21 protein-coding genes are annotated in these 24,942 nt (G+C 53.5%); 9 read left to right on the top strand and 12 right to left on the bottom strand.

The genetic code is table 11. The features are described from left to right. The first annotated feature begins 58 nt into the window (after positions 1–58). Complete coding sequence (locus tag EQM14_RS08410) at positions 59–1,309, top strand: acetate/propionate family kinase (RefSeq protein WP_128742531.1); 1,251 nt, start codon at positions 59–61, stop codon at positions 1,307–1,309. A gap of 79 nt (positions 1,310–1,388) precedes the next feature. Here EQM14_RS08410 and EQM14_RS08405 read toward each other — a convergent pair whose 3' ends face one another. From EQM14_RS08405 to EQM14_RS08355, 11 genes are all read right to left on the bottom strand, one after another. After that, positions 1,389–2,009 carry a V-type ATP synthase subunit D gene (locus tag EQM14_RS08405; protein ID WP_128742530.1) on the bottom strand — a complete coding sequence of 207 codons (621 nt, stop codon included), beginning with the start codon at positions 2,007–2,009 and terminating at the stop codon, positions 1,389–1,391. Then, positions 2,002–3,531, bottom strand: a complete 1,530-nt coding sequence (locus EQM14_RS08400) for a V-type ATP synthase subunit B (protein ID WP_128742529.1) — start codon at positions 3,529–3,531, stop codon at positions 2,002–2,004. The genes EQM14_RS08405 and EQM14_RS08400 overlap by 8 nt, the downstream gene beginning before the upstream one ends. 61 nt (positions 3,532–3,592) lie before the next feature. Next, complete coding sequence (locus EQM14_RS08395) at positions 3,593–5,353, bottom strand: V-type ATP synthase subunit A (protein ID WP_128742528.1); 1,761 nt, start codon at positions 5,351–5,353, stop codon at positions 3,593–3,595. A 31-nt stretch (positions 5,354–5,384) separates the two neighbouring features. Next, a complete protein-coding gene (locus tag EQM14_RS08390; RefSeq protein ID WP_128742527.1) occupies positions 5,385–5,984 on the bottom strand; it encodes a V-type ATP synthase subunit E in 600 nt (199 codons plus the stop codon). Between the two features lie 32 nt (positions 5,985–6,016). Beyond that, positions 6,017–6,325, bottom strand: a complete 309-nt coding sequence (locus tag EQM14_RS08385; RefSeq protein ID WP_128742526.1) for a V-type ATP synthase subunit F — start codon at positions 6,323–6,325, stop codon at positions 6,017–6,019. 28 nt (positions 6,326–6,353) lie between these two features. Further along, complete coding sequence (locus tag EQM14_RS08380) at positions 6,354–6,812, bottom strand: ATP synthase subunit C (protein WP_128742525.1); 459 nt, start codon at positions 6,810–6,812, stop codon at positions 6,354–6,356. Between the two features lie 38 nt (positions 6,813–6,850). Then, positions 6,851–8,803, bottom strand: a complete 1,953-nt coding sequence (locus EQM14_RS08375; protein WP_128742524.1) for a V-type ATP synthase subunit I — start codon at positions 8,801–8,803, stop codon at positions 6,851–6,853. Positions 8,804–8,826: 23 nt separating this feature from the next. Continuing rightward, positions 8,827–9,873, bottom strand: coding sequence for a V-type ATPase subunit (locus EQM14_RS08370; RefSeq protein WP_128742523.1), 1,047 nt, complete (start codon positions 9,871–9,873; stop codon positions 8,827–8,829). Between the two features lie 9 nt (positions 9,874–9,882). Then, the gene (locus EQM14_RS08365; RefSeq protein ID WP_128742522.1) at positions 9,883–10,194 is read right to left on the bottom strand and encodes a hypothetical protein; all 312 of its coding nucleotides are present in this window, start codon (positions 10,192–10,194) and stop codon (positions 9,883–9,885) included. A 415-nt stretch (positions 10,195–10,609) separates the two neighbouring features. Then, positions 10,610–11,968: a PFL family protein gene (locus tag EQM14_RS08360; protein WP_128742521.1), complete on the bottom strand. Its 1,359-nt coding sequence runs from the start codon at positions 11,966–11,968 to the stop codon at positions 10,610–10,612. Between the two features lie 33 nt (positions 11,969–12,001). After that, positions 12,002–12,271 carry an ACT domain-containing protein gene (locus EQM14_RS08355; RefSeq protein WP_128742520.1) on the bottom strand — a complete coding sequence of 90 codons (270 nt, stop codon included), beginning with the start codon at positions 12,269–12,271 and terminating at the stop codon, positions 12,002–12,004. 263 nt (positions 12,272–12,534) lie between these two features. Between EQM14_RS08355 and EQM14_RS08350 the strand changes: the two genes are divergently transcribed. The 4 genes from EQM14_RS08350 to ispE are packed head-to-tail and all read left to right on the top strand — an operon-like array spanning position 12,535 to position 15,892. Beyond that, positions 12,535–13,347, top strand: coding sequence for a histidinol-phosphatase HisJ family protein (locus tag EQM14_RS08350; RefSeq protein ID WP_128742519.1), 813 nt, complete (start codon positions 12,535–12,537; stop codon positions 13,345–13,347). Between the two features lie 26 nt (positions 13,348–13,373). Continuing rightward, positions 13,374–13,859, top strand: a complete 486-nt coding sequence (locus EQM14_RS08345) for an Lrp/AsnC family transcriptional regulator (protein ID WP_128742518.1) — start codon at positions 13,374–13,376, stop codon at positions 13,857–13,859. Then, entirely contained in the window at positions 13,831–15,039 is a 1,209-nt protein-coding gene (locus EQM14_RS08340; protein ID WP_128742517.1) for an aminotransferase class I/II-fold pyridoxal phosphate-dependent enzyme, read from the top strand. Before EQM14_RS08345 ends, EQM14_RS08340 begins: the two co-directional genes overlap by 29 nt. Next, a complete protein-coding gene (gene ispE, locus EQM14_RS08335; protein ID WP_164919013.1) occupies positions 15,032–15,892 on the top strand; it encodes a 4-(cytidine 5'-diphospho)-2-C-methyl-D-erythritol kinase in 861 nt (286 codons plus the stop codon). The genes EQM14_RS08340 and ispE overlap by 8 nt, the downstream gene beginning before the upstream one ends. A gap of 4 nt (positions 15,893–15,896) precedes the next feature. On the opposite strand, the gene EQM14_RS08330 is transcribed toward ispE, so the two are convergent. Further along, on the bottom strand, positions 15,897–16,523 hold the full coding sequence (locus EQM14_RS08330) for a VanZ family protein (protein WP_164919012.1): 627 nt from the start codon (positions 16,521–16,523) through the stop codon (positions 15,897–15,899). A 115-nt stretch (positions 16,524–16,638) separates the two neighbouring features. Here EQM14_RS08330 and spoIIR point away from each other — a divergent pair, with 115 nt between their 5' ends. The 4 genes from spoIIR to infC all read left to right on the top strand — a co-directional run bounded on the left by spoIIR (position 16,639) and on the right by infC (position 24,928). Further along, entirely contained in the window at positions 16,639–17,241 is a 603-nt protein-coding gene (gene spoIIR, locus EQM14_RS08325; RefSeq protein ID WP_128742514.1) for a stage II sporulation protein R, read from the top strand. Positions 17,242–17,314: 73 nt separating this feature from the next. Continuing rightward, a complete protein-coding gene (locus tag EQM14_RS08320) occupies positions 17,315–20,656 on the top strand; it encodes a PD-(D/E)XK nuclease family protein (RefSeq protein ID WP_164919011.1) in 3,342 nt (1,113 codons plus the stop codon). Then, complete coding sequence (gene addA, locus EQM14_RS08315) at positions 20,653–24,201, top strand: helicase-exonuclease AddAB subunit AddA (RefSeq protein ID WP_128742512.1); 3,549 nt, start codon at positions 20,653–20,655, stop codon at positions 24,199–24,201. Before EQM14_RS08320 ends, addA begins: the two co-directional genes overlap by 4 nt. Before the next feature lie 187 nt (positions 24,202–24,388). Beyond that, positions 24,389–24,928: a translation initiation factor IF-3 gene (gene infC, locus EQM14_RS08310; protein WP_243112473.1), complete on the top strand. Its 540-nt coding sequence runs from the start codon at positions 24,389–24,391 to the stop codon at positions 24,926–24,928. The last annotated feature ends 14 nt before the right edge of the window (positions 24,929–24,942 follow it).

Below are 24,942 nucleotides of genomic sequence, written 5' to 3'. Positions count from 1 at the left end.
TTCTAAAGGTTCTTACAACAGTTCTTCTATGAATGCGTGAAATAATGGAGGAAAATAAATGAAAGTATTGGTTATTAATGCGGGCAGCTCTTCCCTGAAGTATCAGTTGATTGATATGAATACGGAAAAATGGCTTGCAAAGGGAGTCTGCGACCGAATCGGCGTGGACGGCGTATTTAAGCACAAAACCTTTGACGGCCGCGAGAAAAAGATTACAACTGAAATTGATGATCATATGGCCGCGTTTCATCTTGTTACGGATGCCCTTGTCGACAAGGAAACGGGAGTGATTTCCAGCCTGGATGAGATTTCCGCGATTGGCCACCGCGTTGTTCAGGGGGGAGCCGCTTTTGACAAATCCGTTCTGGTGACGGATGAGGTGATCCATCAGATTGAGCGCCTGATTCCCCTTGCCCCGCTCCACAACGGCCCTGAGGTAACCGCAATTCTGGCGTGCCAGAAAGTATTCGGCAAGGAAAAGCCTCAGTGTGTTGTTTTCGACACATCGTTTCATGCGTCGATGCCCCCGAGGGCCTATATGTATGCCATTCCATATGAGTATTATGAAAAATATCATATCCGCCGCTATGGATTTCACGGGACTTCCCATCGTTATGTGAGCCTTCACTGTGCGCATTTGATGCATCAGCCGCTCGAAGATATTAAAATGATAACCTGTCATATCGGCAATGGTTCTTCCATTACGGCAATATTGAATGGAAAGGTTATCGATACCAGCATGGGCCTCACCCCGCTGGACGGCTTTATGATGGGGACGCGCTCCGGCTCGCTCGACCCGTCCATTGTGACGTTTATTATGGAGAAAGAGGGCCTGACTCCGAAGCAGATGGATGAGATTCTGAACCGCAAATCCGGAATGTACGGTATCTGTGGCTACAGCGACGACCGGGACGTAACAAAGGCGGAGATCGGAGGAGACCCGAAGGCGATCCTAGCCCATGAAATGCTGAATTATCAGATTTCCAAACAAATCGGCGCTTATACGGCGGCGATGAACGGGGTGGACTGCATTGTCTTTACCGCGGGGCTGGGAGAAAATCAGCCGCCGATGCGTTATAGCATCTGCAAGAATCTGAAATATCTCGGCGTTAAAATCGATCCGATCCGAAATGACGAGTTGATTCTTGGCAAAGAGGGGAAAATCTCCTCCTTTGATTCGACCGTATCCGTATACGTGATCAATACGAATGAAGAGCTTGTCATTGCCCGCGACACGAAGGATATTGTAAGCAGGCTTGTGTATGCTTCCACTCCGGACAAGACAAACGTTGACCTTGAAGACGTCTGAGAAGCGGCGTTGAAAGATCTGTATCAGGACTGCATGAATTAATAAGAGGAAAAAAGAGCTTCCCTGAAGGGAAGCTCTTTTACGCCGTTTTGCTGGTCTTATGGTGTTTTATAATTTTCATCCGCGAAAAATCTTCACGGTCCTTTTCCTCAAGCGCCTCCGTGATGGTCTTTACTGTTTGTTCAAAACGGGGAATCATAATGTTCTTGAGCGCATTTGCACGCTTTTGGGTCTTTTTCACCGCATAAGCCAAACGATAAACACTGTTTTCGACCTCGGCGAGTTCCGCCGTTAATTTTTTGACCTCATCGAATTTCAAATAAGCGCGATCCAAAAGGATATTGGTTGAAACCAATCCGAAGGGAAGCTGGACTTCCTCCGGATGAAAAGATACCATTGGAATTTCCACGCCCATTACGCTGCGATAAGCCACGTTCAATCCGTTTTCTATTGGAACGGTCTGCGAAAGTTCCTTGACAATGCCGAGCGTTATATTGGCGCGCTGCAAGGCCGCATATGCTTCTTCGTAAGCCGTATCGATTTTTCCCTGTAATTGGTTTGCCCTTTCGATCAAGGACATCATTTCACGGATCAGAATGTTGCGTTTTCGGTCCAGCAGGTCAAATCCGGAGCGCGAAAGCTCGAGGGTCTTTTTAACCGACAGAAGATTGCCCTTGGTGGGGACGGTCTGATCACTCATTTTCAACGCCTCCGCTGCCGTTGTCTTCCATATCGTCCTCACTGTCTTCACTGTCTTCTTCACTCGAACCGCCGTCGATCCGGTTCAGGCGGTCCCATATTGCCTGGGAGGCACCCTTTTTCGAGTTATCGCGGCTTAAAAGACGCGTCTTTGCCGGCTCGTAATATTTATCCAGCGTAGAATCGTCAACCCGGTCCAAAGTTTCGCGGGGCAGGGTGGAGAGAAGCTCCCATCCAAGGTCAAGGCTTTGCTCAATGGAGCGGTTTTCCAAAGGGCCCTGATTTACAAACTTGGCCTCGAACATTTTACCGAATTCCAGATATTTTTTGTCTTCAGGCGACAATTCTTCTTCGCCGATGACGGAAGCCAGGGAACGGACATCCATTACCTTGGCATAGGAAGCGAAAAGCTGATTGGAGAGCGCGGAGTGGTCTTCCCTGGTATAACCTTCGCCAATGCCGTCTTTCATCAGACGCGAGAGGGAAGGAAGCACGGCGACGGGAGGATAAACCCCCTGTCCGTCCAGGGAGCGGTCAAGAACAATCTGGCCTTCCGTGATATAGCCGGTGAGATCGGGGACGGGATGAGTCACGTCGTCGTTCGGCATGGTCAGAATCGGAAGCTGTGTGACGGAACCGGTTTTTCCATTCACCATTCCGGCGCGTTCGTAAAGAGAGGCAAGATCGGAATAAAGATATCCCGGATATCCCTTTCTGCCGGGAATTTCGCCTTTTGAGGAGCTGAATTCACGGAGAGCCTCGGCGTAAGCGGTCATATCGGTCATGATGACAAGAATATGCATATTGAGTTCAAAGGCCAGATACTCGGCGGCCGTCAGCGCGCACCGGGGTGTCAGGATCCTTTCTATAATCGGGTCGTTTGCAAGGTTCAGGAACATGACGACCCGGCGCAGAATCCCGGATTCATTAAAAGAACGGCGGAAGTAATCCGCAACGTCGTTTTTGACGCCCATGGCGGCAAAAACAATGGCAAAACCGCTTTCCTCGTCACTGATTCTCGCCTGGCGGGCGATCTGAACGGCCAGCTCATTGTGCTTCATGCCGGAGCCGGAAAAAATCGGAAGCTTTTGTCCCCGGATCAGCGTCATTAAAGTGTCAATGGTTGAAATTCCGGTATTGATATAATTTTTCGGATAGATTCTTGAGTAAGGATTGATCGGGGTTCCGTTCACATTGGCCCTTTTCACGGGAAAGATATCTCCCAATCCGTCGATCGGCCGTCCGGAGCCATCGAAAGTGCGGCCAAGAAGCTCGGGGGACAGGGACATTTCCATTGGGTGCCCTGTCAGCCTTGTTCTTGTGTTGGTCAGCGAAAGACCGCGGGTCCCTTCAAAGACCTGGATCACGGCACGGTTCCCTTCCATTTGAACGATGCGGCCCTGGCGAACGCTGCCGTCTTCCAGCCGGATGTCCACGACTTCTTCAAAGAAAGCGTCCTGAACGTTGTCCAGTACAATCAAGGGGCCGTTGATATCTTTTACACCGATATAATCAAGAATCATGTAAAACCGCCTTCCAATGAATCATTTTTACAGCGCAGGTTTAACGGGACTGCCAAGCCCGCTAACCGGATACAACTTTAGAGAGGACGCTGTCAATCTCTTTCATATAGTCATCAAACATCTCCGGCTTATTGTTCGGGATGTCATATTTCATCTTGACTAATTTGTCAAACAGGCCGGTTTTCATAATGCTTGAAATCGGGATGCTGGCCGAAATCAACTGTTTCGACTTTTGATACAGATGAAGAATCACCTTCATCATCAGCTTTTGTTTTTCCAGCGGGACATAGGTGTCCTCCGCATGGAACGCGTTTTGCTGCAGAAAACCGACCCGGATTACCCTGGCGGTTTCTATGATCAGTTTTTGGTCGTCAGGAAGCACGTCGGACCCAATCAATTTCACGATTTCCATCAGTTTGTTTTCCTGCTGGAGAATATGATTGATTTTTTTCCGATAATGGATAAAATCCTCTCCGGCATTCTTGGCATACCAGGGGTCGAGATCGGGAAAATATTCGCTGTAGCTTTGCATCCAGTTGATCGCGGGATAATGCCTGGCATAGGACAATGCCTTGTCGAGCGCCCAGAAACAGCGGGTAAAGCGTTTTGTATTCTGAGTGACAGGTTCGGAAAAATCGGAGCCCTGCGGGGACACGGCCCCGATAATCGTAATGGAGCCGTCCGTATCGTTCAGGTTTTTAACCATGCCCGCGCGTTCGTAAAACTCGGCAAGACGGCTCGGCAGGTAGGCGGGAAATCCCTCCTCCGCCGGCATTTCTTCCAGGCGGCCGGAAATCTCGCGCAGAGCTTCCGCCCAACGGGAAGTGGAATCGGCCATCAGGGCAACGTGATACCCCATGTCACGATAGTATTCTCCGAGCGTAATCCCCGTGTAAATGGAAGCCTCGCGTGCGGACACGGGCATGTTGCTCGTATTTGCGATCAGTGCAGTCCGGTCCATCAGGAGGCGGCCTGTCTTGGGATCGGTCAGTTCGGCAAATTCCTGCAGCACCTCGCTCATTTCGTTGCCGCGTTCCCCGCATCCGACATAGATGATAATATCCGCATCGCACCATTTTGCAAGCTGATGCTGGGTCATGGTCTTGCCGGTTCCAAAGCCGCCCGGAATTGCCGCCGTGCCCCCCTTGGAAACAGGGAATAGGGTATCGATGACGCGCTGGCCGGTGATGAGGGGAATATTGGGCGGCAAGTGTCCCGCAACGGGGCGGGGAGAGCGGATGGGCCACTTTTGGCAGAGGGAGAGCTCATGCACTTTTCCCAGATCGTCCTTTAATTCAACGACTGTATCGTTTACATGATATTTGCCGTTTTGTTTGACGGAAAGGACCGTCCCCGACAGTCCGGGCGGCACCATGCACTTGTGACGGATGACCGGAGTCTCCGGCAGTTCGGCATAGATGTCCCCGCCCTTGAGATGGTCTCCCGGTTTAGCCGTGACCGTAACATCCCACTCCCGATTTTCGTCAAGGGCGGGAATATTGCTGCCGCGCGCTATGAATGAGCCGGATCTTTTGGCGATTTCCTTTAAAGGCCGCTCGATGCCGTCGAATATATTGTCCAGGATTCCGGGGCCAAGAGTGACGTTCATCGGGCTTCCGGTGCCATAAACCGGTTCGCCGGGACGCAGGCCGGTTGTTTCTTCATAGACCTGAATCGTGGTCATATCGTTGGAAACACCGATTACTTCGCCAACCAGGCGCTCCTTCCCGACAAATACCATTTCCATCATGGAAAAACTGCGGGAGTTCCTGATGGTCACGACCGGCCCGTTGATTCCGTATATTGTATCCTTATAATCCATAACTTCATCTCCGAAAAACTAATCCGTATCATTAGACAACGGCCATCCCGGACTGCTCTTCAAACCAATCGTGCTGGTTTTCCAGCAGGGTGTCGAGCGTTTCATCGGCAAAAAGGCCCAAACTGTCGTTCCGGGCTCTGATTCCGCCGATGCGGATGCTTTCAAGCGGCTGGAAAGAACAGGGACCCTGAAAGGCGCTGCGAATCATTTCTTCATATTTTTCGTCGCCTGGCTTTATGAAAATCACAGTATCCTGTTTTCCCTGCAGAGTTTTTGAAAACTGTTCCGCCGATTCTTTCAGAAAGTCGGCATAACGATCCGTCTTTGTAAATTCAATCAATTTTTCGGCGGCCCGCTGAAAGACCCTGCCGGCTATTTCCTGCCGTTTTTCCAACAGCCTCCGCTTCATATCCATCTCCCGGACAGCCAGCTCCCGGGAAATCCCCGTCCGCATCTGGGTCATTTCCTTTTGGATCATGAGGTAGCATTCCGTCAGAACCTCTATTTCTGCTTCGCCGAGTTCTTTTTCCTTAAATGCGACGATCTCGTCTTCAATTTTTTTGCGCTGCTCTTCGGCATAATGATTAATGGCGATATAAAATTTATCTTTTTTCTCGTCGGTATAAGCCATTTATGAACCCCCGTTCGACCAATTTAATTTGGCTATATCTTAACGCCAATCGCTTCCCTGACATAGCGGGTGATCGAATCCTTGGTGCGCCCGTTGCCATGGCGGTCGGGGATCTCGACAATCAGCGGCCGCCTGTGGTTCAGCTTCACGTTATAAATCATTTCGGAGCAGAGGGAGAGCAGGGTTTCGGTAATCAGAACCACAGCGATATCTTCCTGGTTCATCGCCGCCTGGAGAGCCTGTTTTACCTCGTCTTCCGTATGAACCACAACGCCTTCAATGCCCGCGAGGCGCATTCCAACCTGAGTGTCCACGTTGTCGCTGATTACATAAAAGCGCATAAACCGGCCTCCGTTTCCCCAATCATGGTCAGACTTTGTTCAGAATCAGGATGGACATCAGAAGTCCGTAGATTGCGATGCCTTCTCCGAGAGCAACAAAGATCAGCGCTTTACCGAAAGCCTTGGGATCCTCACTGGTTGCCCCGATTGCGGCGGGAGCGGAGGCCGCGACGGCAATGCCGCCGCCGATTGCGGCAAGACCGGTGGAAAGGGCCGCAGCCAGCATGGTAAATCCGAGAGAAGAGGAGGAGTCTGTCGTGGCGGCAGCAGTTTGTGTGGCTGCCTCAGTAGGCGTTGCATTGACAACAGGGACGACGGCATGTGCGACAGCCGGAGCAGCGAAGGAAATCAGGCAGACGGCAAGAAAGGCAAAAAGCTGAGCAAGCAGCGCGCTGCGCTTTTTGCGGCCCCGCTTCACTGCGCGGATGGCGAGAAATGTGGAAACGATCAGAAAGAGCACCGGCAAAGAAAGATAAACATAATTCATAAATAAATCCTCCTAAATGAAAATATGTAACTCATGCATCAGGATTCCTGACGGACAACGACCGGAAGAAAAGGCCGGCCCTCCCCATCGAAGAATCGGCTGAACATCTCATAGAATTCGAGCCTTAAAGCCTGAATGCCGACCAGCAGGCCCTCCAGAGCGATGACGAAAATATTGCCGATCAAAACGATCAGCGCGAAGCCGAGGCCGGAGGACATTTCTGCCAACATGAACACAACCATCATCATCCCGGCATGCACAAGGACAAATGCTCCGACACGGATGAAGCTCATGGTATTGGTCAAAAAACTCAACAGGAACTCAAAAACCTCGAAGAAATTCTGCATGATGTAGTCGCCCCATTTTTCCGGTTTCCAATCGGGGCGCGCCTCCGCCAGTCCGCCCAGCACTTCGCGAAAAAACATGACAATCAGAGGAAGTACGATCAGGCATAGAACGTAGGGAAGGGTGACGATCTTCCATCCAAGCAGGATCTGTCCGCCAAAGCCGAATACGATCGACGAGTAAAAAATCAACCCGGCGACTCCGTTCGGCCCGAAGAAAGCGTTGGTGTAATTCTTCCTTTTCAGCGAGGAATAGATATTGATCAGCATTGCGATCATAACCAGTGAAATGCCGACCGCCACGGAAAAAAGAATGATATAGTTGGTGGTCTCCGGCTCCAAGACGGAAATCGGCTTTTCTTCAAGGCCGAAAACGGCGTGATAAAAGGGATCCAAAAAATGTTCAAATCCGAAGAAAGAACCGAACAGAATGCCGAAAAAGGAGGAACTGACTCCGCATGGAATCAAAATTCTTCCAAGTTTCATCTTCAGCTTTTTCCACATATAGTAACCTGCGGCTATCACACAGAGCCCCTGGCCCAAGTCGGCGAACATAATTCCGAACAGTAAAAAATAGGTGATGGCCACCAGGACGGTGGGGTCAATCTCATCATAGGAAGGCAGGCCATATATTTCCACAAAATACTCAAACGGCCGGAAGAGTTTTTTGTTTTTGAGCTTGACCGGCGGCGAATGCATCAGGACTTCGGGGTTTTCCGCGTGGTCAAAAGTGCACTTGACCGTTTGAAGTTCATTCATCTGCGCCTGAATCTGGTTTTCCCGATCGGCGGGGATCCACCCCGTCAGAATGAAATTGTCGCCGTATCTCGCGGCATAACGGCGTATGTTATAGTAGACATACTCTTCCGAAAGCCAAGAATATATGTTTTGGACCGTCTGCTTTTCTTTTTCCCAAAGGTTGTCGAGCTGCCGTCCGATTTCTTCCCTTTGGGCTGCTTCGCTCTCGCGTCGGCTTGCCAGCTGACTGAGGGCGGTCTTCATTGTGCCGGTCAGTTCGTGCAGGCGGGTGCGTTCAAAATAAAGGCCTGAGAAAATCCGGTCCACTTCCGCGATCCGTTCGGTGGGGGCGCAGTACATTCCCCAGTAACGCTCTTCATCCCTGCTGCCGGGGAAGAAAACGACATAGGGGTCTTTGTCATAGCTTGCGAGTTTGTCGTAGCTTTCATGCGGCAGGGAACCAAAACGGATTTTGATGAATTTACATTCGCGCAGGTCGTCGAGGTTCAGGTCCAGGTCCTTAAAGCGGCCGACCTTTTCGAGTTCCCTGCTGTCGTCGGCGATCTTTTTGTCGATTTCATCCCGGCTTTTTAAAAGATTATTGACGGAAGCCGAAAAATTCTTGACATAAGAACGCCAGTTTTTGATGGTGGGCGCTATCTTTTCAACCGTGCGGCTATTCAGGAGATCGACATGCCTGTCGATGGATTTTAAGGTTTCATCCATCAGATGCAGAGCGTCCGTATAAGGATTTTCGTCGTTTAACGGGATAAACTCGGAAGTATCAGAGTAAAAGGCCAAAGCGTTATCCGGATGGAAAACCCCGGATTTGCCAAGTGCTGTGGTCACTTCGTCCAGTTCGGACAACCTCCCGATGACGTTGAGGATTTTTATTTTCACAACGGCCATGCTTAGGTCCCTCTCTTTCTCAACTAATTATTCACGATAATGAGCAGTTTCTTAATCTCATCCGTTGCCAGCCGATAGCGGATTCCCTCAACAATCGTGATGATATCGCTGATTTCCGCTTCACTTGTAAAGATGTAGGAAATCAGGACAACGGAAGGATGCGTAGAAAAATCAATGTAGTGGTGGCAGTTGCGGAAGTTCATGCGGCGCTGGATTTCCCCGGCGTAGCCGTGCTCGAATTTTAAGGCGCGTTTTCCGATTTCCGTGGTTTCGAGGACCGCAGTGATTCCTTCTTCGCCTTCCGCCTCGATCATTTTGTCCAACAGGTGTTCCTTGAAAGTGCCGTATGGAAACAATGCCTTTTTGATAAATTCCGGGTCTGCGTGGTAGGAGATTTTCAACCTGACAATTCTGGTGAAATTGGTGAGGTCGATAAATGACTTTAAAATGTCATTCAGTTGAGCGGCAGCTTCTCCATGCGTATACTTCTGGATGATTCGGAACATGTTCGAATACAGATAGGAATAAAGCGCGCTTTCGATCCCCGTATAATTGATCCAGCCGTTTTCATCCGGCTGAAAGGGCTCCAGAAGCCGGCGGTAGTCGGTATGACCCAAAGCGCGGAGAAGATCTTCAAAATTCTTGATTTTGCTCAGGGATTTCAGGTCGATTTTTGTATGGCGGAGAAGATAGGAAGGCATGTTGAACAGATACTCTTCCGGCATGCCCGCGTCCAGTAAAAGAATGGCGCGCAGAATCTGGTCGATCTCGTTTCTTTTGATAAAATACTGCGAAAAATGCTCGCCCACGGTGATTTCGTAATGACAAAGGGAAGCGTAGTCTTCCAAGAGCTTCTGTCTCAGTTTTGCCTCAAGCTGGCCACGGTGAATTTCCGACTCCTCGATCCCGGAAAGAACTTTTCCGTATGCCGTATTGTCTTTCAGATAGACCGCAACTTCACCGACCGACTGGCAGGCGAGCAGGTCGTTATAATTTTGTTCGGTCAGCCTTTTTCCATACATCGCGCGGGCTTTGGAGAGGACAACGTTTGAAGAAAATTCGGAAAACATCCTTTTCCATCACTCCCCTAAAACCCTTGCGACAATTTGGTCAACCCACCGGTCTCCGTTTTCGAGGTAAAGCTGGTCCAGATGATTGGCCACCTCCTCGCTCTGTTTCCTTTTCTCTTCCCATGTCGTCTCGGCGGCAGCGCGTTCTTTCGGCTCGTTCGCTGCAATTCTTCTTCGCGCTTCCTCAAGGTATTTCTGCCGGATTTCCTCGCGTCTTTTCTGTATTTCCTTTTCGGAATCCACTTTTTCCCGCTGAGCGGATTCCGTGATCTGCCGGGCTTTCCGGTCCATTTCAATGATCTGCTTCATCAGATCCTGCATATGGCAATACCTCCCATAGATCGATCGGCATGTTTCGATTTGGCGGAATACAACTTTGCATTCCGCTGTTTCGTCCAATTCATAATTATTATACCATAAATGCGGAATTATAATTGAAGATGAGAAATTATAATTGAAATTATAATTAAAAAAATGAAAAAAGCCGATCAGAATGAAAAAAAATCTATTATATATGTCCAGTATTTAAAAACAAATTCACAAAAAATTATAAAAGATTTAATTTTTTGTATTTTAAAGCAAAGTCTATGATTACCGCTGTGCCGAATTGGATATCTGCAATAATAGACCGGAAATCCTGAGTTATAATTGAATAAAAGAAAAGTCGATCAGAATGATAGAAGATTTATCAAACATGTCTAAAATTTATAAATAAATAGAAGAAAATTGTAAAAGATTAATTTTTTAAACTTTGGATCGGAGCCGGAATCCTTCCTCCCCGCCGGATCATCTTCAGCGGAGAATAGCGGTTGACCTCCATGACGGGGCCTCCGCCAAGCAGACCTCCGAAGTTCAGTTCATCGCCGGCTTTTTTGCCGATTGCGGGAATCAGCCGGACGGCGGTCGTTTTGGAATTGACCATGCCGATGGCGGCCTCATCCGCGATGATGGCCGAAATAATCTCGGCCGGGATGTCACCGGGGACGGCGATCATGTCAAGCCCTACCGAGCAGACCGCGGTCATTGCTTCCAGTTTCGTCAGGCTGAGGGAACCGCAGCGGGCAGCGTCGATCATTCCGGCGTCTTCCGTGACGGGAATAAAGGCGCCGGATAGGCCGCCGACGTGGGAAGAAGCCATGACTCCGCCCTTTTTCACGGCGTCGTTCAAAAGCGCCAGTGCCGCGGTAGTACCATGCGCGCCGCAGCTTTCCAGCCCCATTTCCTCGAGAATATGGGCGACGGAATCTCCGACCGCGGGGGTCGGCGCCAGGGACAAATCGATGATCCCGAACGGAACGCAGAGCCGACGGGAGGCTTCCTGCGCCACCAGCTGGCCCATCCGCGTCACTTTGAACGCCGTTTTCTTGATGATGTTGGCGACCTCGTCCATTTTGCAATCCCCCGCCTTTGCCAGCGCCGCGCGAACGACGCCGGGGCCGGAAACGCCGACATTGATCACACAGTCGGGCTCTCCGGGACCGTGGAACGCGCCCGCCATGAAGGGATTGTCTTCCGGCGCGTTGCAGAAAACAACCAGCTTTGCCGCGCCGATGCATTCCCGGTCGGCGGTTTTCCTGGCGGTATCGAGGACGATGCGGCCCATTTTTTCCACGGCGTCCATGTTGATCCCTGCTTTTGTGGAGCCGATATTGACGGAGGAACAGACCAGTTCCGTTTCGCTCAGCGCCTGTGGGATGCTTTCGATCACGGCATAATCGCCGGGGCCGAACCCCTTGTGAACCAGGGCGGAATATCCGCCGATAAAATTAACTCCGGTCGTTTTGGCGGCGCGGTCCAACGCCTTCGCAAAACGAACGGGGCTTTTGTCGGGACAGGCCGCTGCGATCATGGCGATCGGCGTGACGGAAATGCGCTTGTGGATGATCGGAATGCCGTATTCTGCGCTGATTGCCTCGCCGGTCCTGACAAGATCCTTGGCATAGCGGCAGATTTTGTCGTAGATCTTGTCGCATGCGCGGCCGATGTCCGGGTCAGTGCAGTCAAGCAGAGAAATTCCCATCGTGATAGTCCGCACGTCAAGGTTTTCATTGTCGATCATCCGTATGGTTTCTAAAATATCGCGGGAATTTATCATGTATGAATTCTCCAGCCTTCCTCTGAAATCCGTTTAGATGCGGTGCATGGAATTGAAAATGTCCTCATGCATTACATGGACGGAAAGATTCAAGTCTTTTCCGGCGCGGGTCAGCCGTTCCGAGAGTTCCGGGAAAGGGACCCGGCATTTTGAAATATCGACAAGCATAATCATGGCAAAAAGGTCCTGGAGAATCGACTGGGTCACTTCCACCACGTTTACTTCATTTTCCGCGCAGACAGAAGAAATACGCGCGAGAATTCCGACCATGTCCTTGCCGATAACAGTGATGACAGCTCGCATTTTGGCACCTCCGGGCGAAACGCAATATCAATAAATTTATTATGTGCGGAAAAAGCCTCCTTGTCAAGTCTCTGTCAAGCCGGGGCCTTGGATTCGTGAATGACATTATGTCAAAAAAAAGGAAAAAACTGCGCTTTGAACATGGGAATGATTCATCTATGATTTTATGCTGAGATGTGATAGTATTTCAATATGAAACTTTTAAAACCTTGCTTTAAATGTAAAATAAAAAATAAGATAAAAACAGCGGATAGGAGAGTGCAATGAATATTCAATATCTTTCGGACTGCCACATTCATACGGACTGTTCCCCGGACGGCGCCGATTCCGCGATGATGATGTGCGAAAGCGCCGCACGGCTGGGATTTTATGCCGTTGCTATCACGGATCACTGTGAATGCAATTCCTATCGCAAGGACGGATATGACAAATCCATCCGTCAGTCATGCTATGAGTCGAGAAAAGCCGCCGCGGCGTTTCAGGGAAGGCTCCACGTGCTCTCCGGCATCGAACTGGGCCAGCCGATGCAGGACCCGGAAGCTGCTGAAGACGTTCTGAACTGTTTCAGCTATGATTTTATTCTTGCTTCTCTGCACAATATAAAAGAGAAAGAGGATTTTTTTGAACTGGATTATTCCACGGAAAAGATGGACGTCATTTTGGGCAGATATTTTGATGAGATCATGGAAATGATCGAATGGGGAAAATTTGATTCCCTCGCCCATTTAACCTACCCCTGGCGCTATATCGTCGGGAAATCTGGCCTTTCTATTCCAACTTCCCGGTATCTTTACAAAATCGAAGAGGTTCTGAAAAGCCTGGTTAGAAAAAAGATCGCCCTTGAGGTAAACACATCCGGTTTCCGCCAGAAGCTGGGAGTCTCCATGCCGGACTATCCTGTCATTCGGCGCTATCGGGAACTGGGCGGCAGCCTGATTACCATCGGGTCCGACGCCCATCGCTGGGCGGATGTCGGAGGGGGCGTAGAACAGGGCCTGGAGCTTCTCCGCAAAGCGGGATTTCAGCACTATGCAGTCTATTCCGGCCGAAAACCACAGTTTCTGCCGGTTGAATAATTCATAACGTTAAGGAGTGTATGAAAATGGATCGTCTTCTGGCTCTTTTAAATGAAAATGCAAGACTGTCGAACAGGCAGCTTGCCGTAATGCTTGGAAAAACGGAACATGAAATCGAGGATGCCATTGCGGCCTATGAAAAAGCGGGGGTGATCCGGGGATATAAAGCGCTGATCAACTGGGAAAAGATTGACAAAAATAAGGCGATCGCCCTGATTGAGCTGCGGGTTTCGCCCAAGAGAGAGCGCGGCTTTGATGAAATCGCGGGCAAGATCATGCAGTTCGAGGAGGTGGAGAGCGTCTACCTGATGTCCGGGGGTTATGACCTTGCGGTCAAGGTCCACGGGAAAAGCATGCAGGATATCGCAATGTTTGTCATGCGCCGCCTCTCTACGCTGGATTCCGTGCTTTCCACCGCGACGCATTTCATCCTGACCCGTTACAAGGACGGCAATGTGATCCTCAATACGGAGGATGAGAAGGATGAAAGAAGGAGTGTGCTCTGTGATTGACTATCAGCGCATGCTCAACAGCAACGTACAGAAAATGAAGCCCTCCGGGATCCGGCGCTTTTTCGACATCGCGAATGAAATGGACAACGTGATTTCCCTGTCGATCGGCGAACCGGACTTTACAACCCCGTGGCATGTGCGGGAGGAGGGAATCCATTCCCTGGAGGACGGCAAAACGTGGTACTCGCCAAACCGCGGTTTTTTCGAGCTTCGGCAGGAAATCTGCCTTTTTTTAAAGCGCCATTATCATTTGGACTACGACCCGAAAACGGATCTTGTCGTTACGGTCGGCGGCAGCGAGGCGATCGACCTGACGATCCGCAGTCTGGTGGAGCCGGGGGAAGAAGTCCTGATCCCGGAGCCGAGTTTTGTCTGTTACAAACCGCTGACTCTCGCGGCGAGGGGCGTGCCGGTTCCGGTTGTGACCCGGCAGGAGGACCTGTTCCGGCTGACGGCGGAAGAACTGGAAAAGAAAATAACGCCGAAGACGAAGCTGCTGATTCTTCCATATCCCAATAATCCGACCGGGGCCGTGATGCGGCGGAAGAACCTGGAAGCGGTGGCCCGGGTGGTTTTGGAACATAATCTGCTGGTGCTTTCGGACGAGATCTATGGGGAGCTTACTTACGGCGATTACCGCCATGTATCCTTTTCGGAAATCGACGGGATGAAGGAACGCACCATCCTGGTCAACGGTTTTTCCAAGGCGTTTGCCATGACCGGATGGCGCCTCGGCTACGCCGCGGGTCCGAAGGAAATTATCGGGCAGATGACAAAGCTGCATCAGTTCGGGATCATGAGCGCCCCGACGACGGCGCAGTACGCCGCCATCGAGGCGCTGAAAAACGGAGACGGGGATATCAATTCCATGCGGGATCAGTACGATCTGCGCAGACGGCTGATTGTCGACGGCTTTAACGCGATGGGCCTGACCTGTTTCGAGCCGGAGGGGGCGTTTTATGTTTTTCCATGCATCAAAAGCACGGGGATGAACTCGGAAGAATTCTGCGAAAAGCTGCTTTACGCTGAAAAAGTGGCCGTGGTGCCCGGCAGCGCATTCGGGGACTGCGGCGAAGGATATGTCCGTGTTTCCTATTCCTACTCCATCCGGCATATTACGGAGGCGCTTTCAAGGATCGAACACTTTATCCGGACGCTGTCTGGAGGCTCCAATGCCTGATCTCGTCGAGAACGCCTATGCGAAGATCAATCTGACGCTGGACGTCACGGGGAAGCGCCCGGACGGCTATCACACAATCCGCTCCGTCTTCCAAAGCATCACGCTATGTGACCGGCTCACTCTTCTGAGCGGGCCGGAGGGTGAGATCCGTGTCGCCAGCGACCGCCCAAGGCTGTCCTGCGGACGGGACAACACGGTGCACCGCGCGGCGGAGGCTTTTTTCAGGGCGGCCGGGATCCAAAATCCCGGTGTTTTCCTTCTGCTGGAAAAACGGATTCCCTGGCAGGCTGGCCTTGGCGGAGGAAGCGCGGATGCGGCCTCGGCCCTTCGGCTTTTAAACAGACGCTTTTCTTTTCCCCTGAGCGGAGCGGAACTGTCTGAGGTTGGACTGAACATAGGCGCCGACGTGCCGTTTTGTCTGACAAACGGGACAATGCTGGCCGAGGGAATCGGCGAACGGCTGACGCGCCTGCCGCCGCTTTCCGCCTGTCATATCCTTCTTTGCAAACCTGCCGCCGGGATCGGGACGAAGGAAGCGTATCGGGCCCTGGACCGGGACGGAACGTTTGGCGACCGCTTTACGGAGCCGATGCTGGGAGCGCTCCGCGGAGGGGATTTAACCGAAATCGCGAAATACGCGGGCAATGTGTTTGAACCTCTGGCCTTGTTGCCGGAAATTCCGCAAATTAAAACGCGAATGCTGAAGTCCGGGGCGGCGGCCGCCTGCATGACGGGGACAGGCTCCGCCGTATTCGGGCTGTTTGAGCGGATTGGACAGGCTCAGACCTGTGCCAAGGACCTTTCTGGAATTTACCCGGAGGTTTTTCTGTGTGAGCCTTATTCTTCTTGTTAGGCTTTTACACGGCTTGTCCGGGATGTGTGTAATGACGGGCCCGCGCTCTGTGCCGGATAACGGGAAGCTTTTTCAATCCGGAGAAAATTAAATAGCCGGTCAGACAACCCGCGGCGCTTAAAATGGCTTCTCCCGTACTGACGCTGCGGGAAGCGCTTTGTGTCAGAATGTTCGCAAGCAGCTGGACAGCCTCCAGACCGGTGCCGCACAGCAGGGCGATCAGGATCATTTTCCAAAACCGGACCCGAAAGCTGGCCATCGGAACCAAAAAGCCGATTGGCATCAAAACCAGGAAATCAGAAAGAAGGGATGTCCACAAACCGCTGACGCCGAATGAGGAGAAAAGAAAGGGATTCCACTCCATGGCGCCGAAGGCCGCGGCGATGGAAGGCCCGTCCGGATTCCAGGATTTCGGGACGGTCAGGCACTGGCAGGACTGCAAAAGCGCGGCGGTGTACAAAAACAATACGGCAATGCAGAGATTCTGGGGAAACTCCTTTTTTCGGAAGAACAGGGGCAGGCAGATCAAATAAAGGATCATCCCCCACAGCAAAGCACCGGTCAGGTTCAGCGATCCTTGAAAAAGGAGGTCCTTGAGCCGGACCAGCAGATTGAGAAACGATTCCTGCATAATAACACTCCTTACTTTTTTTATCCTCATTATAGCGAATAAAAGTTATGGAAAAAAGAATAAAATGGAAAATTTTGGTCAAAGCTCCTGATGAAAATCAAAAAGGAGCTGTTTTATGAAAACATTTGGAAAAGCATTGTGCTTGGCTTTTGTTTTTGCCGTTTTGCTGAACTTTACCGGGTTTACAGCGGGCTGTGAGGAAATCCCGTCGCAGGTGCTCCGGCTGCACGTCCTTGCCAACTCCGATTCCCAGCAGGATCAGAGCCTGAAGCTGAAAGTCCGAGACAGAATCCTTGAGGAAAGCCGTGGGATGCTGGACAATGTGAAGGACAGGGAAGAGGCGGAAAAAGCGGTCCGCCAAAGGCTGGATCAGCTGCAGGAGGCCGCGCAGGATGAAGTGAAACGGCAGGGCTATGGGTATCCGGTGACGGTCCGGCTTGCCAAAACATACTTTACCACCCGGACATATGGCGACGTGACTTTGCCCGCCGGAGAATACGACGCCCTGGAAGTGACCATCGGTTCCGGAGAAGGGCACAACTGGTGGTGCGTCATTTTTCCGCAGCTCTGTCTTCCGGCCGCTCAGGATAAAAAACAGCTTGAGGATGTTTTGAACCCGAACGAATTGAAAATCGTCCGGGACGGAGGAGGCTATCAGGTAAAATTCAAGACGGTCGAATATTACGAACAGCTGAAACAGTGGCTGGGCCAGCGGTAAGGCGCAGATTCGGCAGACTTTTTTCATGCGGCATTTTATGCTATACTTTCTTTCAAAGGATGTGGGGCATAAAATGCTGCGTTTACTTTTGGGCCGCGCCGGAAGCGGCAAGACGATGGCCGTGCGGAACGCGCTCAAAGATTTGGCCGGCTCCGGCGACGACAAGCTGATGCTGATCGTCCCGGAGCAGGCGTCGTTCGAGAACGAGCGCGCCATGCTCCGGCTGCTTGGGCCGGTGCTGGCCCGCCGCGTGAGCGTCGTGAGCTTTTCCCGGCTGGCGGAAGAGGTGCTGCGGCATTACGGCGGCTTTGCCGGAAGGCGGCTGGACGACGGAGGCCGCAGCATTTTCATGAGTCTGGCGCTCGAGCAGGTGAAGGACCGCCTCGACATTTACCGCCGGAACGCGGAAAGCACGGAGCTGATCGGCCTCCTTCTCGATACTTGCGCGGAATTCAAGATGTGTGCCGTCGCGCCGGAGGATCTTTTCAAAGCGGCGGAAAAAATGCCGGACGGGACGCTGCGAAGAAAAGTTTCCGAGCTGTCGCTGATCCTTTCGGCTTACGATGCGCTGGTGGCACAGAGCTACATAGATCCGCTCGACGACCTGACACGGTTAAAGGAAAAGCTGGAACAGAACGACTTCTTTTCGGGCTATACCGTGATGGTGGATTCTTTTCAGAGCTTTACCGTTCAGGAATATGACGTGCTTTCCCTGATTCTCAGACAGGCAAAGGAAGTCCGCGCCGCGCTGTGCGCGGACCGGCTCGATGACCCGGAGTGCGGCGCGGGGCTGTTTTCCCTGGTTCGCAGGACGGCAAAAATCCTGATTCGTCTTGCAAAACAAAATGGGGTCCCGGTTGCGGCTCCGATTATATTGGAAAGCGGAACCCGCTTTCAGAGCGAGGATCTGAAAGCTCTGGAGGAGGGAATTTATCGGCCCTCTCATAGAAAGCCATTTTCCGGAGCCTGTAAAGCGATTTCCATTTACGAGGCGAAAAACAGCTATGACGAGTCGGCGTTTGTGGCCGCGACGATTCGCCGTCTGATGATCGACGGGGGATACCGCTACCGGGACTTTGCGGTGGTTGCCCGCAGTCAGGAATCCTACCGTGGGATTCTCGACGCGGCGCTGGAAAACTGGGAAATACCGTATTTTATGGACAGGCCGGAGGAAATCGACGCGGAACCGCTGATGCGCTTGGTCCTTTCGGCGTTCCGCATCACCCAGAACGGCTTCCGCTCCGACGATGTGTTCCTTTATCTGAAAACGGGACTGTGCGGGCTGACGCCGGAGCAAATCTCCCTGCTGGAAAATTATACGTTCCTATGGAATCTGTCGGGAAAAAAATGGCGGGAGGAATGGAAGGACAGCCCGGAGGGCTTTGCCGAAGAAACAAAACCCGGCGGCGCTGCGCAGCTGAAAGAGCTCAATGAACTCAGGATCGCGGTAGTTGCCCCTTTGGAGCGATTCGCGGGCAGAACGGCGGACGCGGACGGGGAAGAAATGGCGGGGGCCGTGTATCGATTGCTGGAAGAACTGCACGCGGCGGAACATCTGAAACAGTTCGCCAAACAGCTTTCCGACGACGGAAATCCTGCGCTGGCGGAACGGGAACTGCGCGTCTGGGATCTGCTGATGGGGATTCTGGACCAGACTGCCCTTGTTCTCGGAAAAAACAAAGTGACAGGGATGCGATACGCCGAGCTGCTTCGGATGGTGGTGCTCTCCAGCCGGATCGCGAGCATCCCGCAGGGGCTGGACGAGGTAACCGTCGGCGCGGCGGACCGCTCCCGGCCCGCGGATCCCAAGGTGGTATTCCTTGTGGGATGCGCGCAGGGCCAGTTTCCGATGGTCTCCGGCTCCGGCGGGCTGATCAGCGACAGGGAGCGCCATGAGCTGATCGGACTGGGGCTGGAACTGAACGACACGGGGGAGGGAGCGGCGGTACAGGAACGTTTTCTGGCCTATTCCGCCATGTGTACGGCTTCCCAACGGCTTTTTCTGTGCTATCCGGTCTCCGATGAGGATGGAAAAGCAAATTCCCCCTCTTCCATCCTTACGGAAACCCGCGCCGTTCTTCCGGGAGTGCAGATATGGAATGAACTTCTGCTGGAACAGACCTATTTTGCCACGGCGCTAAAACCGGTCATGGAACTGTCCGCTCAGAAATGGCACGGCGGCGACCCCTTTTCCGAAACGCTGAAAGAGCTTCTGCGCCGCCGGGGAAAGGACAGAGAACTCGCTTCTCTTGCCGGAGCGGCGGAAAAGCGGCCCTTTGCGTTTCACGATCCGCGTAAAGCGACAAGCCTTTTCAGCAGGGAAATGCAGGTTTCCGCCACCCAGATTGAGATCTATCATCTCTGCCGGTTCCAGTATTTCTGCCGCTACGGGCTCGGCGCCCGGGAACGCAAAACCGCCGAACTCAACGCGCTCGAGTACGGCAGCCTGATGCATTATCTGCTGCAGCGGCTGTTTCAGGAGATCGGAAGCGCTCAAATTAACGGCGTCACGGACCGTGAGCTCCGCGGCGTCATTCTGAAATTTCTCGAAGATTATGTGGAGGCGAGATTCGGCGGGCTGAAAAACCGGACGCCGCGCTTTGCCTACCTGATTTCCCGGCTGGCGGACTCCGCACAGATCGTTGCCAGGCGCATCGCCGAAGAGCTTGCGCAGAGCGGATTTGAACCGGTGGATTTTGAACTGTCCATCGGCGGCGAGATTCCTCCGCTGACCATTCCGCTGCCGGACGGCGGCAAGGTGGAGATCGACGGAAAAATCGACCGGGTGGACGTGATGGCCCGAAACGGGGTCCGGTATCTTCGCGTGGTGGACTATAAAACGGGACAGAAAGAATTCCGCCTCTCCGACGTGATTTACGGCATGAATCTGCAGATGCTGATTTATCTGGCGGCACTTTGTGAAAACGGGAAGAGACGCTACGGCGAGGTGCTTCCGGCCGGGGTGCTGTACATGCCTGCCAACCGCCCGTCTGCTGCTGCAAAGCGGGAGGATGACGGAAAGAAGCTGGAAAAGGATTTCGGAAGGAAACTTCGCATGGACGGTCTGATCTTAAACGATGCGGAGGTAGTCGCCGCGATGGAGCCGGATGGAAAAGGGACTTATCTCCCGGTCACGCTGAAAGGAGGCGTTCCTTCGGGCGAGGGGCATCTGATTACGGAACGGGAACTGGAACAGGCCTTCCATTATATTCGTAGGCTCGTTGCGGATATGGCGGAAGAATTGAAGCGGGGAAAAATCGCCGCCGTGCCGTTGTCCGGAGATTACGACGCGTGCGCATGGTGTCCCTATGGAGCAGTTTGCGGCCACGAGCGCGACGACCTGGAGCGTGAAATGCAGAAATGGGACCGTGACGCCGTGATCGGGGAATTTTCGAAAGGAGGGGAGACGGAATGAGCAGGAACTGGACTCAGAGCCAGAAGAATGCGATCCATGCCCGCGGCGGGGCCCTCCTCGTTTCGGCCGCGGCCGGCTCCGGCAAAACGGCGGTTCTGGTGCAGCGCGTCATCGAGCGTATCACCGACCCGGTCAGCCCGGTCGACGCGGACCGGATGCTGGTCGTCACGTTCACGAAAGCCGCGGCGGCGGAAATGAACGGGCGCATCGCGGCTGAGATCGCGTCCATGCTGGAAAACGACCCGGGCAACGTCCGGCTGCAGCGTCAGCAGATTCTGCTTTCCAGGGCGAAGATCGGGACGATCGATTCCTTTTGCAGCGACTTGGTGCGCGAAAATTTCTTCAAGCTCGGAATCGCTCCGGATTTCCGCATCCTGGACAACGGGGAAATGGCCGTCCTGCGCTCTCAGACGGTTTCCGATACTCTGGACGAGTTTTACGCGGAAGCGGATCCCTCCTTTTTTAACTTTGTCGAAGAATTTTCTTCGGGCCGGGACGACGGCCGCATTGCCGAAACCGTGAACCGCCTGTACGATTTTGTCCGTTCCCATCCGTTCCCCGGACGATGGCTTTCCCAAAAGTCGGCTCTGTATGACAGCGCCGTCCCCGCGGAACAGACTGTCTGGGGCCGGACGATCCTTTCTTTCGCGGAGGAGGCGGTGGAGTACGGCGTTTCGGTCACTCAAAGTTCCCTTGCGCGAATCAGCGGAGACGAAGAGCTTCTCACCGCTTATTCCGACGCCTTTCGGTCTGACCTTGCCGATCTGACGTCACTTGGGGAGGCGGTCGCATCCGGAGACTGGGAACTCTGCGCGCGCCGCTGTGCGGACTTTTCATTTCCAAAATTCCGGCCGGTCCGGGGGCGTTCGGAAGACCCGCTGAAGAACTCTGTCGCGGATGCCAGAAAAGAGATCAAAGCCATGGCTGGCCGCCTTTCCTCCTTTTTTTCCTGTTCCCGGGAGGAATGGGCGGAAGAGATGTCACGGCTCGCCCCGTGCGTCCGGATGCTGTTCCGGGTGACCGAGCGCTTCGGCGCACTCCTGGCCCAGAGGAAGACGGAGCGCCGCGCCGCGGATTTCAGCGATCTGGAGCACTGGGCGCTGAAGCTGCTGGTCCGCGACGCGGGGAACGGGTTTGAGCGGACCCCGGACGCGCTGGAACTTTCCGAACGGTATGAAGAGATCATGGTGGACGAATATCAGGATACCAACGAGGCTCAGGACATGATTTTCCGCGCCATTTCCCGCGGCGAAACCAATCTGTTCCTCGTCGGGGACGTCAAACAGAGCATCTACCGGTTCCGCCAGGCCATGCCGCAGATTTTTCTTCGCCGCCGCGCCGTCCTGCCGGATTACGATCCCGTTCATCCCGCGTTTCCGTCCTGCGTGGTGCTGGACCGCAACTTCCGCAGCCGGAGCGGCGTGACCGGGGCGGTGAACTTCGTCTTCCGGCAGCTGATGAGCAAAAAGGCGGGCGAGCTGGATTACACGAAATCGGAGGAGCTGGTCCCCGGCGCGGATTATCCCCCGGAGGCGGAGCCCTCGGTTGATTTGGAAATCATCGACCTTTCCGGAACGGAATTCAAGAAGGATTCCGATCTGATCCGGACGGAATGCCTGCGCATCGCGGACCTCATTTATTCCATGACGTCCGGTTCGGATTCGGTGACGGATCACGGCAGGCAAAGGCCGGCGGTCTACCGCGATTTCTGTATTTTGCTGCGGAGCGCCAACCAGTACGCGCCAGAATACGCAAAAGAGCTTTCTGCGCTCGGAATTCCGGCCTGGGCCGACACGGCAGGGGGCTTTTTCGCCGCGGGTGAAATCCGCACCGCTTTGTCGCTGCTTCAGGCGATCGACAACCCGATGCAGGATATTCCTCTTCTTGCCGTGATGATGAGTCCGATTTACGGATTTACCCCGGACGAGGTGTCGGAAATCAGGCTGCATACCCGCGCGGGCCGGCTGTATCCCGCCGTCGCGGCGGCAGCCCGGGACGGGGACGGGAAGGCCGCCGGGTTCCTCGGCGAGATCAAACGGTTCCGGACGCTGGCGGCCACCATGCCGTCCGACCGGCTGATTCGGTCCGCTTACGCCAGAACCGGCCTTTCCAATCTGGTTCAGGCCATGCCGAACGGGGAACTGCGCCTGGCAAATCTGCGGCTTCTGCTCTCCTACGCCCGCAAATACGAGTCCTCGGGCTACAACGGACTGTCCGGTTTTCTTCGCTTTCTCGAGCGGATGCAGAGGAGACGCGCCGATCTGTCCGCGGCGTCCACCATCAGCGAATCGGCCAACGTGGTGCGGGTGATGAGTGTGCATCATTCCAAGGGCCTCGAATTCCCAATCTGCATTTTGGCGGGATGTTCGCGCGGTTTTCACAAGGAACGCTCGGACGTGCTGCTGCACCCGGAGCTCGGCCCGGGCATCCGGCTCAGGGACCCCGCCACCGGCGCGCGACGTTCCACCATGGTGCGGGAGGCCGTCGCGCTGGAACAGGAGCGGGACGAGATGAGCGAGGAGCTGCGCGTCCTCTATGTTGCGATGACGCGTGCAAAGGAGAAGCTGATTCTGGTGACGACGCTTGACGACGCCCGGAAGACGCTTCGATCTCTTGCTTCCCGGCTGACGGGCGGGGAACGGATTCCACCCTATGTTGTGCGCGGAGCTTCCAGCATTTCCGACTGGCTGCTTCTTTGCGCCCTGAGGCATCCGGAGGCCGGAATTCTTCGGGATATGGCGGGCGTTTCCGGGACAATTGCGGTTCCGGACGAGGGACACTGGTCCTTTTTCGTTACCCGGCCCAAGGAGGGCGGACCGGCGGAGGAAACGGAATTGGAGATACGGCGCCCGGCGGAACCGGACGCGGTGCTTCTTGCAAGGCTGGAGTCCGATTTGAACTTCGCCTATTCTTATTCCGGAATCAGCGGGATGTGTGCGAAGGTCGCCGCCTCCGAACTGGCTGCCGGGAAGTTTTCCGCCCGGTATGCCGCGTCTTCCCGCCCCGCGTTTCTCGGGGAGGGAGGGCTGACTCCGGCGGAGCGCGGCACGGCGCTGCACGCCTATCTTCAGTTCGCGGATTACCGCGGAGCGTCCGCAGACCCCGAACGGGAACTTTCCCGGCTGGTGGAAGAGGGTTTCCTGACTTCCTGGCAGGCGCAGGCGGTCGACCTCGGAGCTGTCGGCGCGTTTTTCCGGAGCGGGCTGGCAAAACGGATTCTCGCTTCCAGCCGGATGGAACGGGAGTTCCGATTTTCCGTTGAGATCCCGGCGGGCGAAATACGTCCGGGGCTGACGGGCGGACCGGCGGAGGAAGCCGTGATCCTGCAGGGAGCGGTGGACTGCGTTTTCGAGGAACCGGACGGCCTTGTCATCGTCGATTACAAAACAGACCGGACGCGGGACCCGTCGGAACTCTGGATGCGCTACAGGGAGCAGCTGGAATGGTATCGCCGCGCTCTGGAAATTTGCACGGAAAAGGAAGTGAAGCAGTGTCTGCTCTATTCCTTTGCGCTGGGCGCTGAAATTACGGGAAATAATTCTTGACAAAAACGTAAAATCTGGTTATAATAATTCACTGTAAAACAAAGCGGAGTACGGTTTAAAAAACAGTATTTCCACCTGTGGGGTTTTGTCCGTCACGGGTCAATACATTCGGATGCCCCTCTGGGGGCTAAGTGGGTATTGATGCGCGGGCGGATGGTTGGCCCGCGTTTTTTATTCTGAGATTGACGTGTTATGGAGGTGCTTAGCTATTAGCAACAAGGAACTTCAGATTAACGAACAGATCCGCGACAGGCAGGTGCGGTTAATCGGCTCGGATGGCAGCCAGCTCGGCCTGATGTCGTCCGCCCAGGCTTTGCAGAAAGCCATGGAAATGAATCTGGATCTGGTGAAAATCGCTCCCCAGGCGACTCCGCCGGTCTGCAAAATCATCGATTACGGCAAGTTCAGGTTTGAACAGGCCAAACGCGACAAGGAAGCCAGAAAGAATCAGCATACCGTTGAGATCAAGGAAATCCGCCTTTCGCTGAATATTGATGTGCACGATTTCAATACGAAGCTCGGCCATGCGGAAAAGTTTTTGAAAAGCGGTGACAAGGTCAAGGCTTCCATCCGGTTTCGCGGACGCGAGATGGGTCACCCGGAGCAGGGCTATGAAACCATGAAACGCTTTGCGGAGGCCCTGAGCGAAATTGCCAATGTTGAAAAACCGCCTAAGCTGGAGGGACGCAACATGTTGATGTTCCTTGCATCCAAACCCGTTAAGTAAAGTTTCGATAAGGA

The sequence above is a fragment of the Caproiciproducens sp. NJN-50 genome (genome assembly GCF_004103755.1).
In the GTDB taxonomy this organism is placed as follows: Bacteria; Bacillota; Clostridia; order Oscillospirales; family Acutalibacteraceae; genus Caproicibacter.
Note: the sequence above shows the minus strand (reverse complement) of the source record. Positions and strands in the feature narration are given on the sequence as shown.

Bases quoted from the DNA above. Each gene is read 5' to 3' on its own strand.
- EQM14_RS08400 (WP_128742529.1), bottom strand. From the start codon at position 3,531: ATGATTCTTGATTATATCGGTGTAAAAGATATCAACGGCCCCTTGATT.
- ispE (WP_164919013.1), top strand. From the start codon at position 15,032: ATGCCTGATCTCGTCGAGAACGCCTATGCGAAGATCAATCTGACGCTG.
- addA (WP_128742512.1), top strand. From the start codon at position 20,653: ATGAGCAGGAACTGGACTCAGAGCCAGAAGAATGCGATCCATGCCCGC.
- EQM14_RS08360 (WP_128742521.1), bottom strand. From the start codon at position 11,968: ATGATAAATTCCCGCGATATTTTAGAAACCATACGGATGATCGACAAT.
- EQM14_RS08375 (WP_128742524.1), bottom strand. From the start codon at position 8,803: ATGGCCGTTGTGAAAATAAAAATCCTCAACGTCATCGGGAGGTTGTCC.
- EQM14_RS08330 (WP_164919012.1), bottom strand. From the start codon at position 16,523: ATGCAGGAATCGTTTCTCAATCTGCTGGTCCGGCTCAAGGACCTCCTT.
- EQM14_RS08380 (WP_128742525.1), bottom strand. From the start codon at position 6,812: ATGAATTATGTTTATCTTTCTTTGCCGGTGCTCTTTCTGATCGTTTCC.
- EQM14_RS08405 (WP_128742530.1), bottom strand. From the start codon at position 2,009: ATGAGTGATCAGACCGTCCCCACCAAGGGCAATCTTCTGTCGGTTAAA.
- EQM14_RS08370 (WP_128742523.1), bottom strand. From the start codon at position 9,873: ATGTTTTCCGAATTTTCTTCAAACGTTGTCCTCTCCAAAGCCCGCGCG.
- EQM14_RS08395 (WP_128742528.1), bottom strand. From the start codon at position 5,353: ATGGATTATAAGGATACAATATACGGAATCAACGGGCCGGTCGTGACC.
- EQM14_RS08320 (WP_164919011.1), top strand. From the start codon at position 17,315: ATGCTGCGTTTACTTTTGGGCCGCGCCGGAAGCGGCAAGACGATGGCC.
- EQM14_RS08410 (WP_128742531.1), top strand. From the start codon at position 59: ATGAAAGTATTGGTTATTAATGCGGGCAGCTCTTCCCTGAAGTATCAG.
- spoIIR (WP_128742514.1), top strand. From the start codon at position 16,639: ATGAAAACATTTGGAAAAGCATTGTGCTTGGCTTTTGTTTTTGCCGTT.
- EQM14_RS08385 (WP_128742526.1), bottom strand. From the start codon at position 6,325: ATGCGCTTTTATGTAATCAGCGACAACGTGGACACTCAGGTTGGAATG.
- EQM14_RS08345 (WP_128742518.1), top strand. From the start codon at position 13,374: ATGGATCGTCTTCTGGCTCTTTTAAATGAAAATGCAAGACTGTCGAAC.
- EQM14_RS08340 (WP_128742517.1), top strand. From the start codon at position 13,831: ATGAAAGAAGGAGTGTGCTCTGTGATTGACTATCAGCGCATGCTCAAC.
- EQM14_RS08350 (WP_128742519.1), top strand. From the start codon at position 12,535: ATGAATATTCAATATCTTTCGGACTGCCACATTCATACGGACTGTTCC.
- EQM14_RS08365 (WP_128742522.1), bottom strand. From the start codon at position 10,194: ATGCAGGATCTGATGAAGCAGATCATTGAAATGGACCGGAAAGCCCGG.
- EQM14_RS08390 (WP_128742527.1), bottom strand. From the start codon at position 5,984: ATGGCTTATACCGACGAGAAAAAAGATAAATTTTATATCGCCATTAAT.
- EQM14_RS08355 (WP_128742520.1), bottom strand. From the start codon at position 12,271: ATGCGAGCTGTCATCACTGTTATCGGCAAGGACATGGTCGGAATTCTC.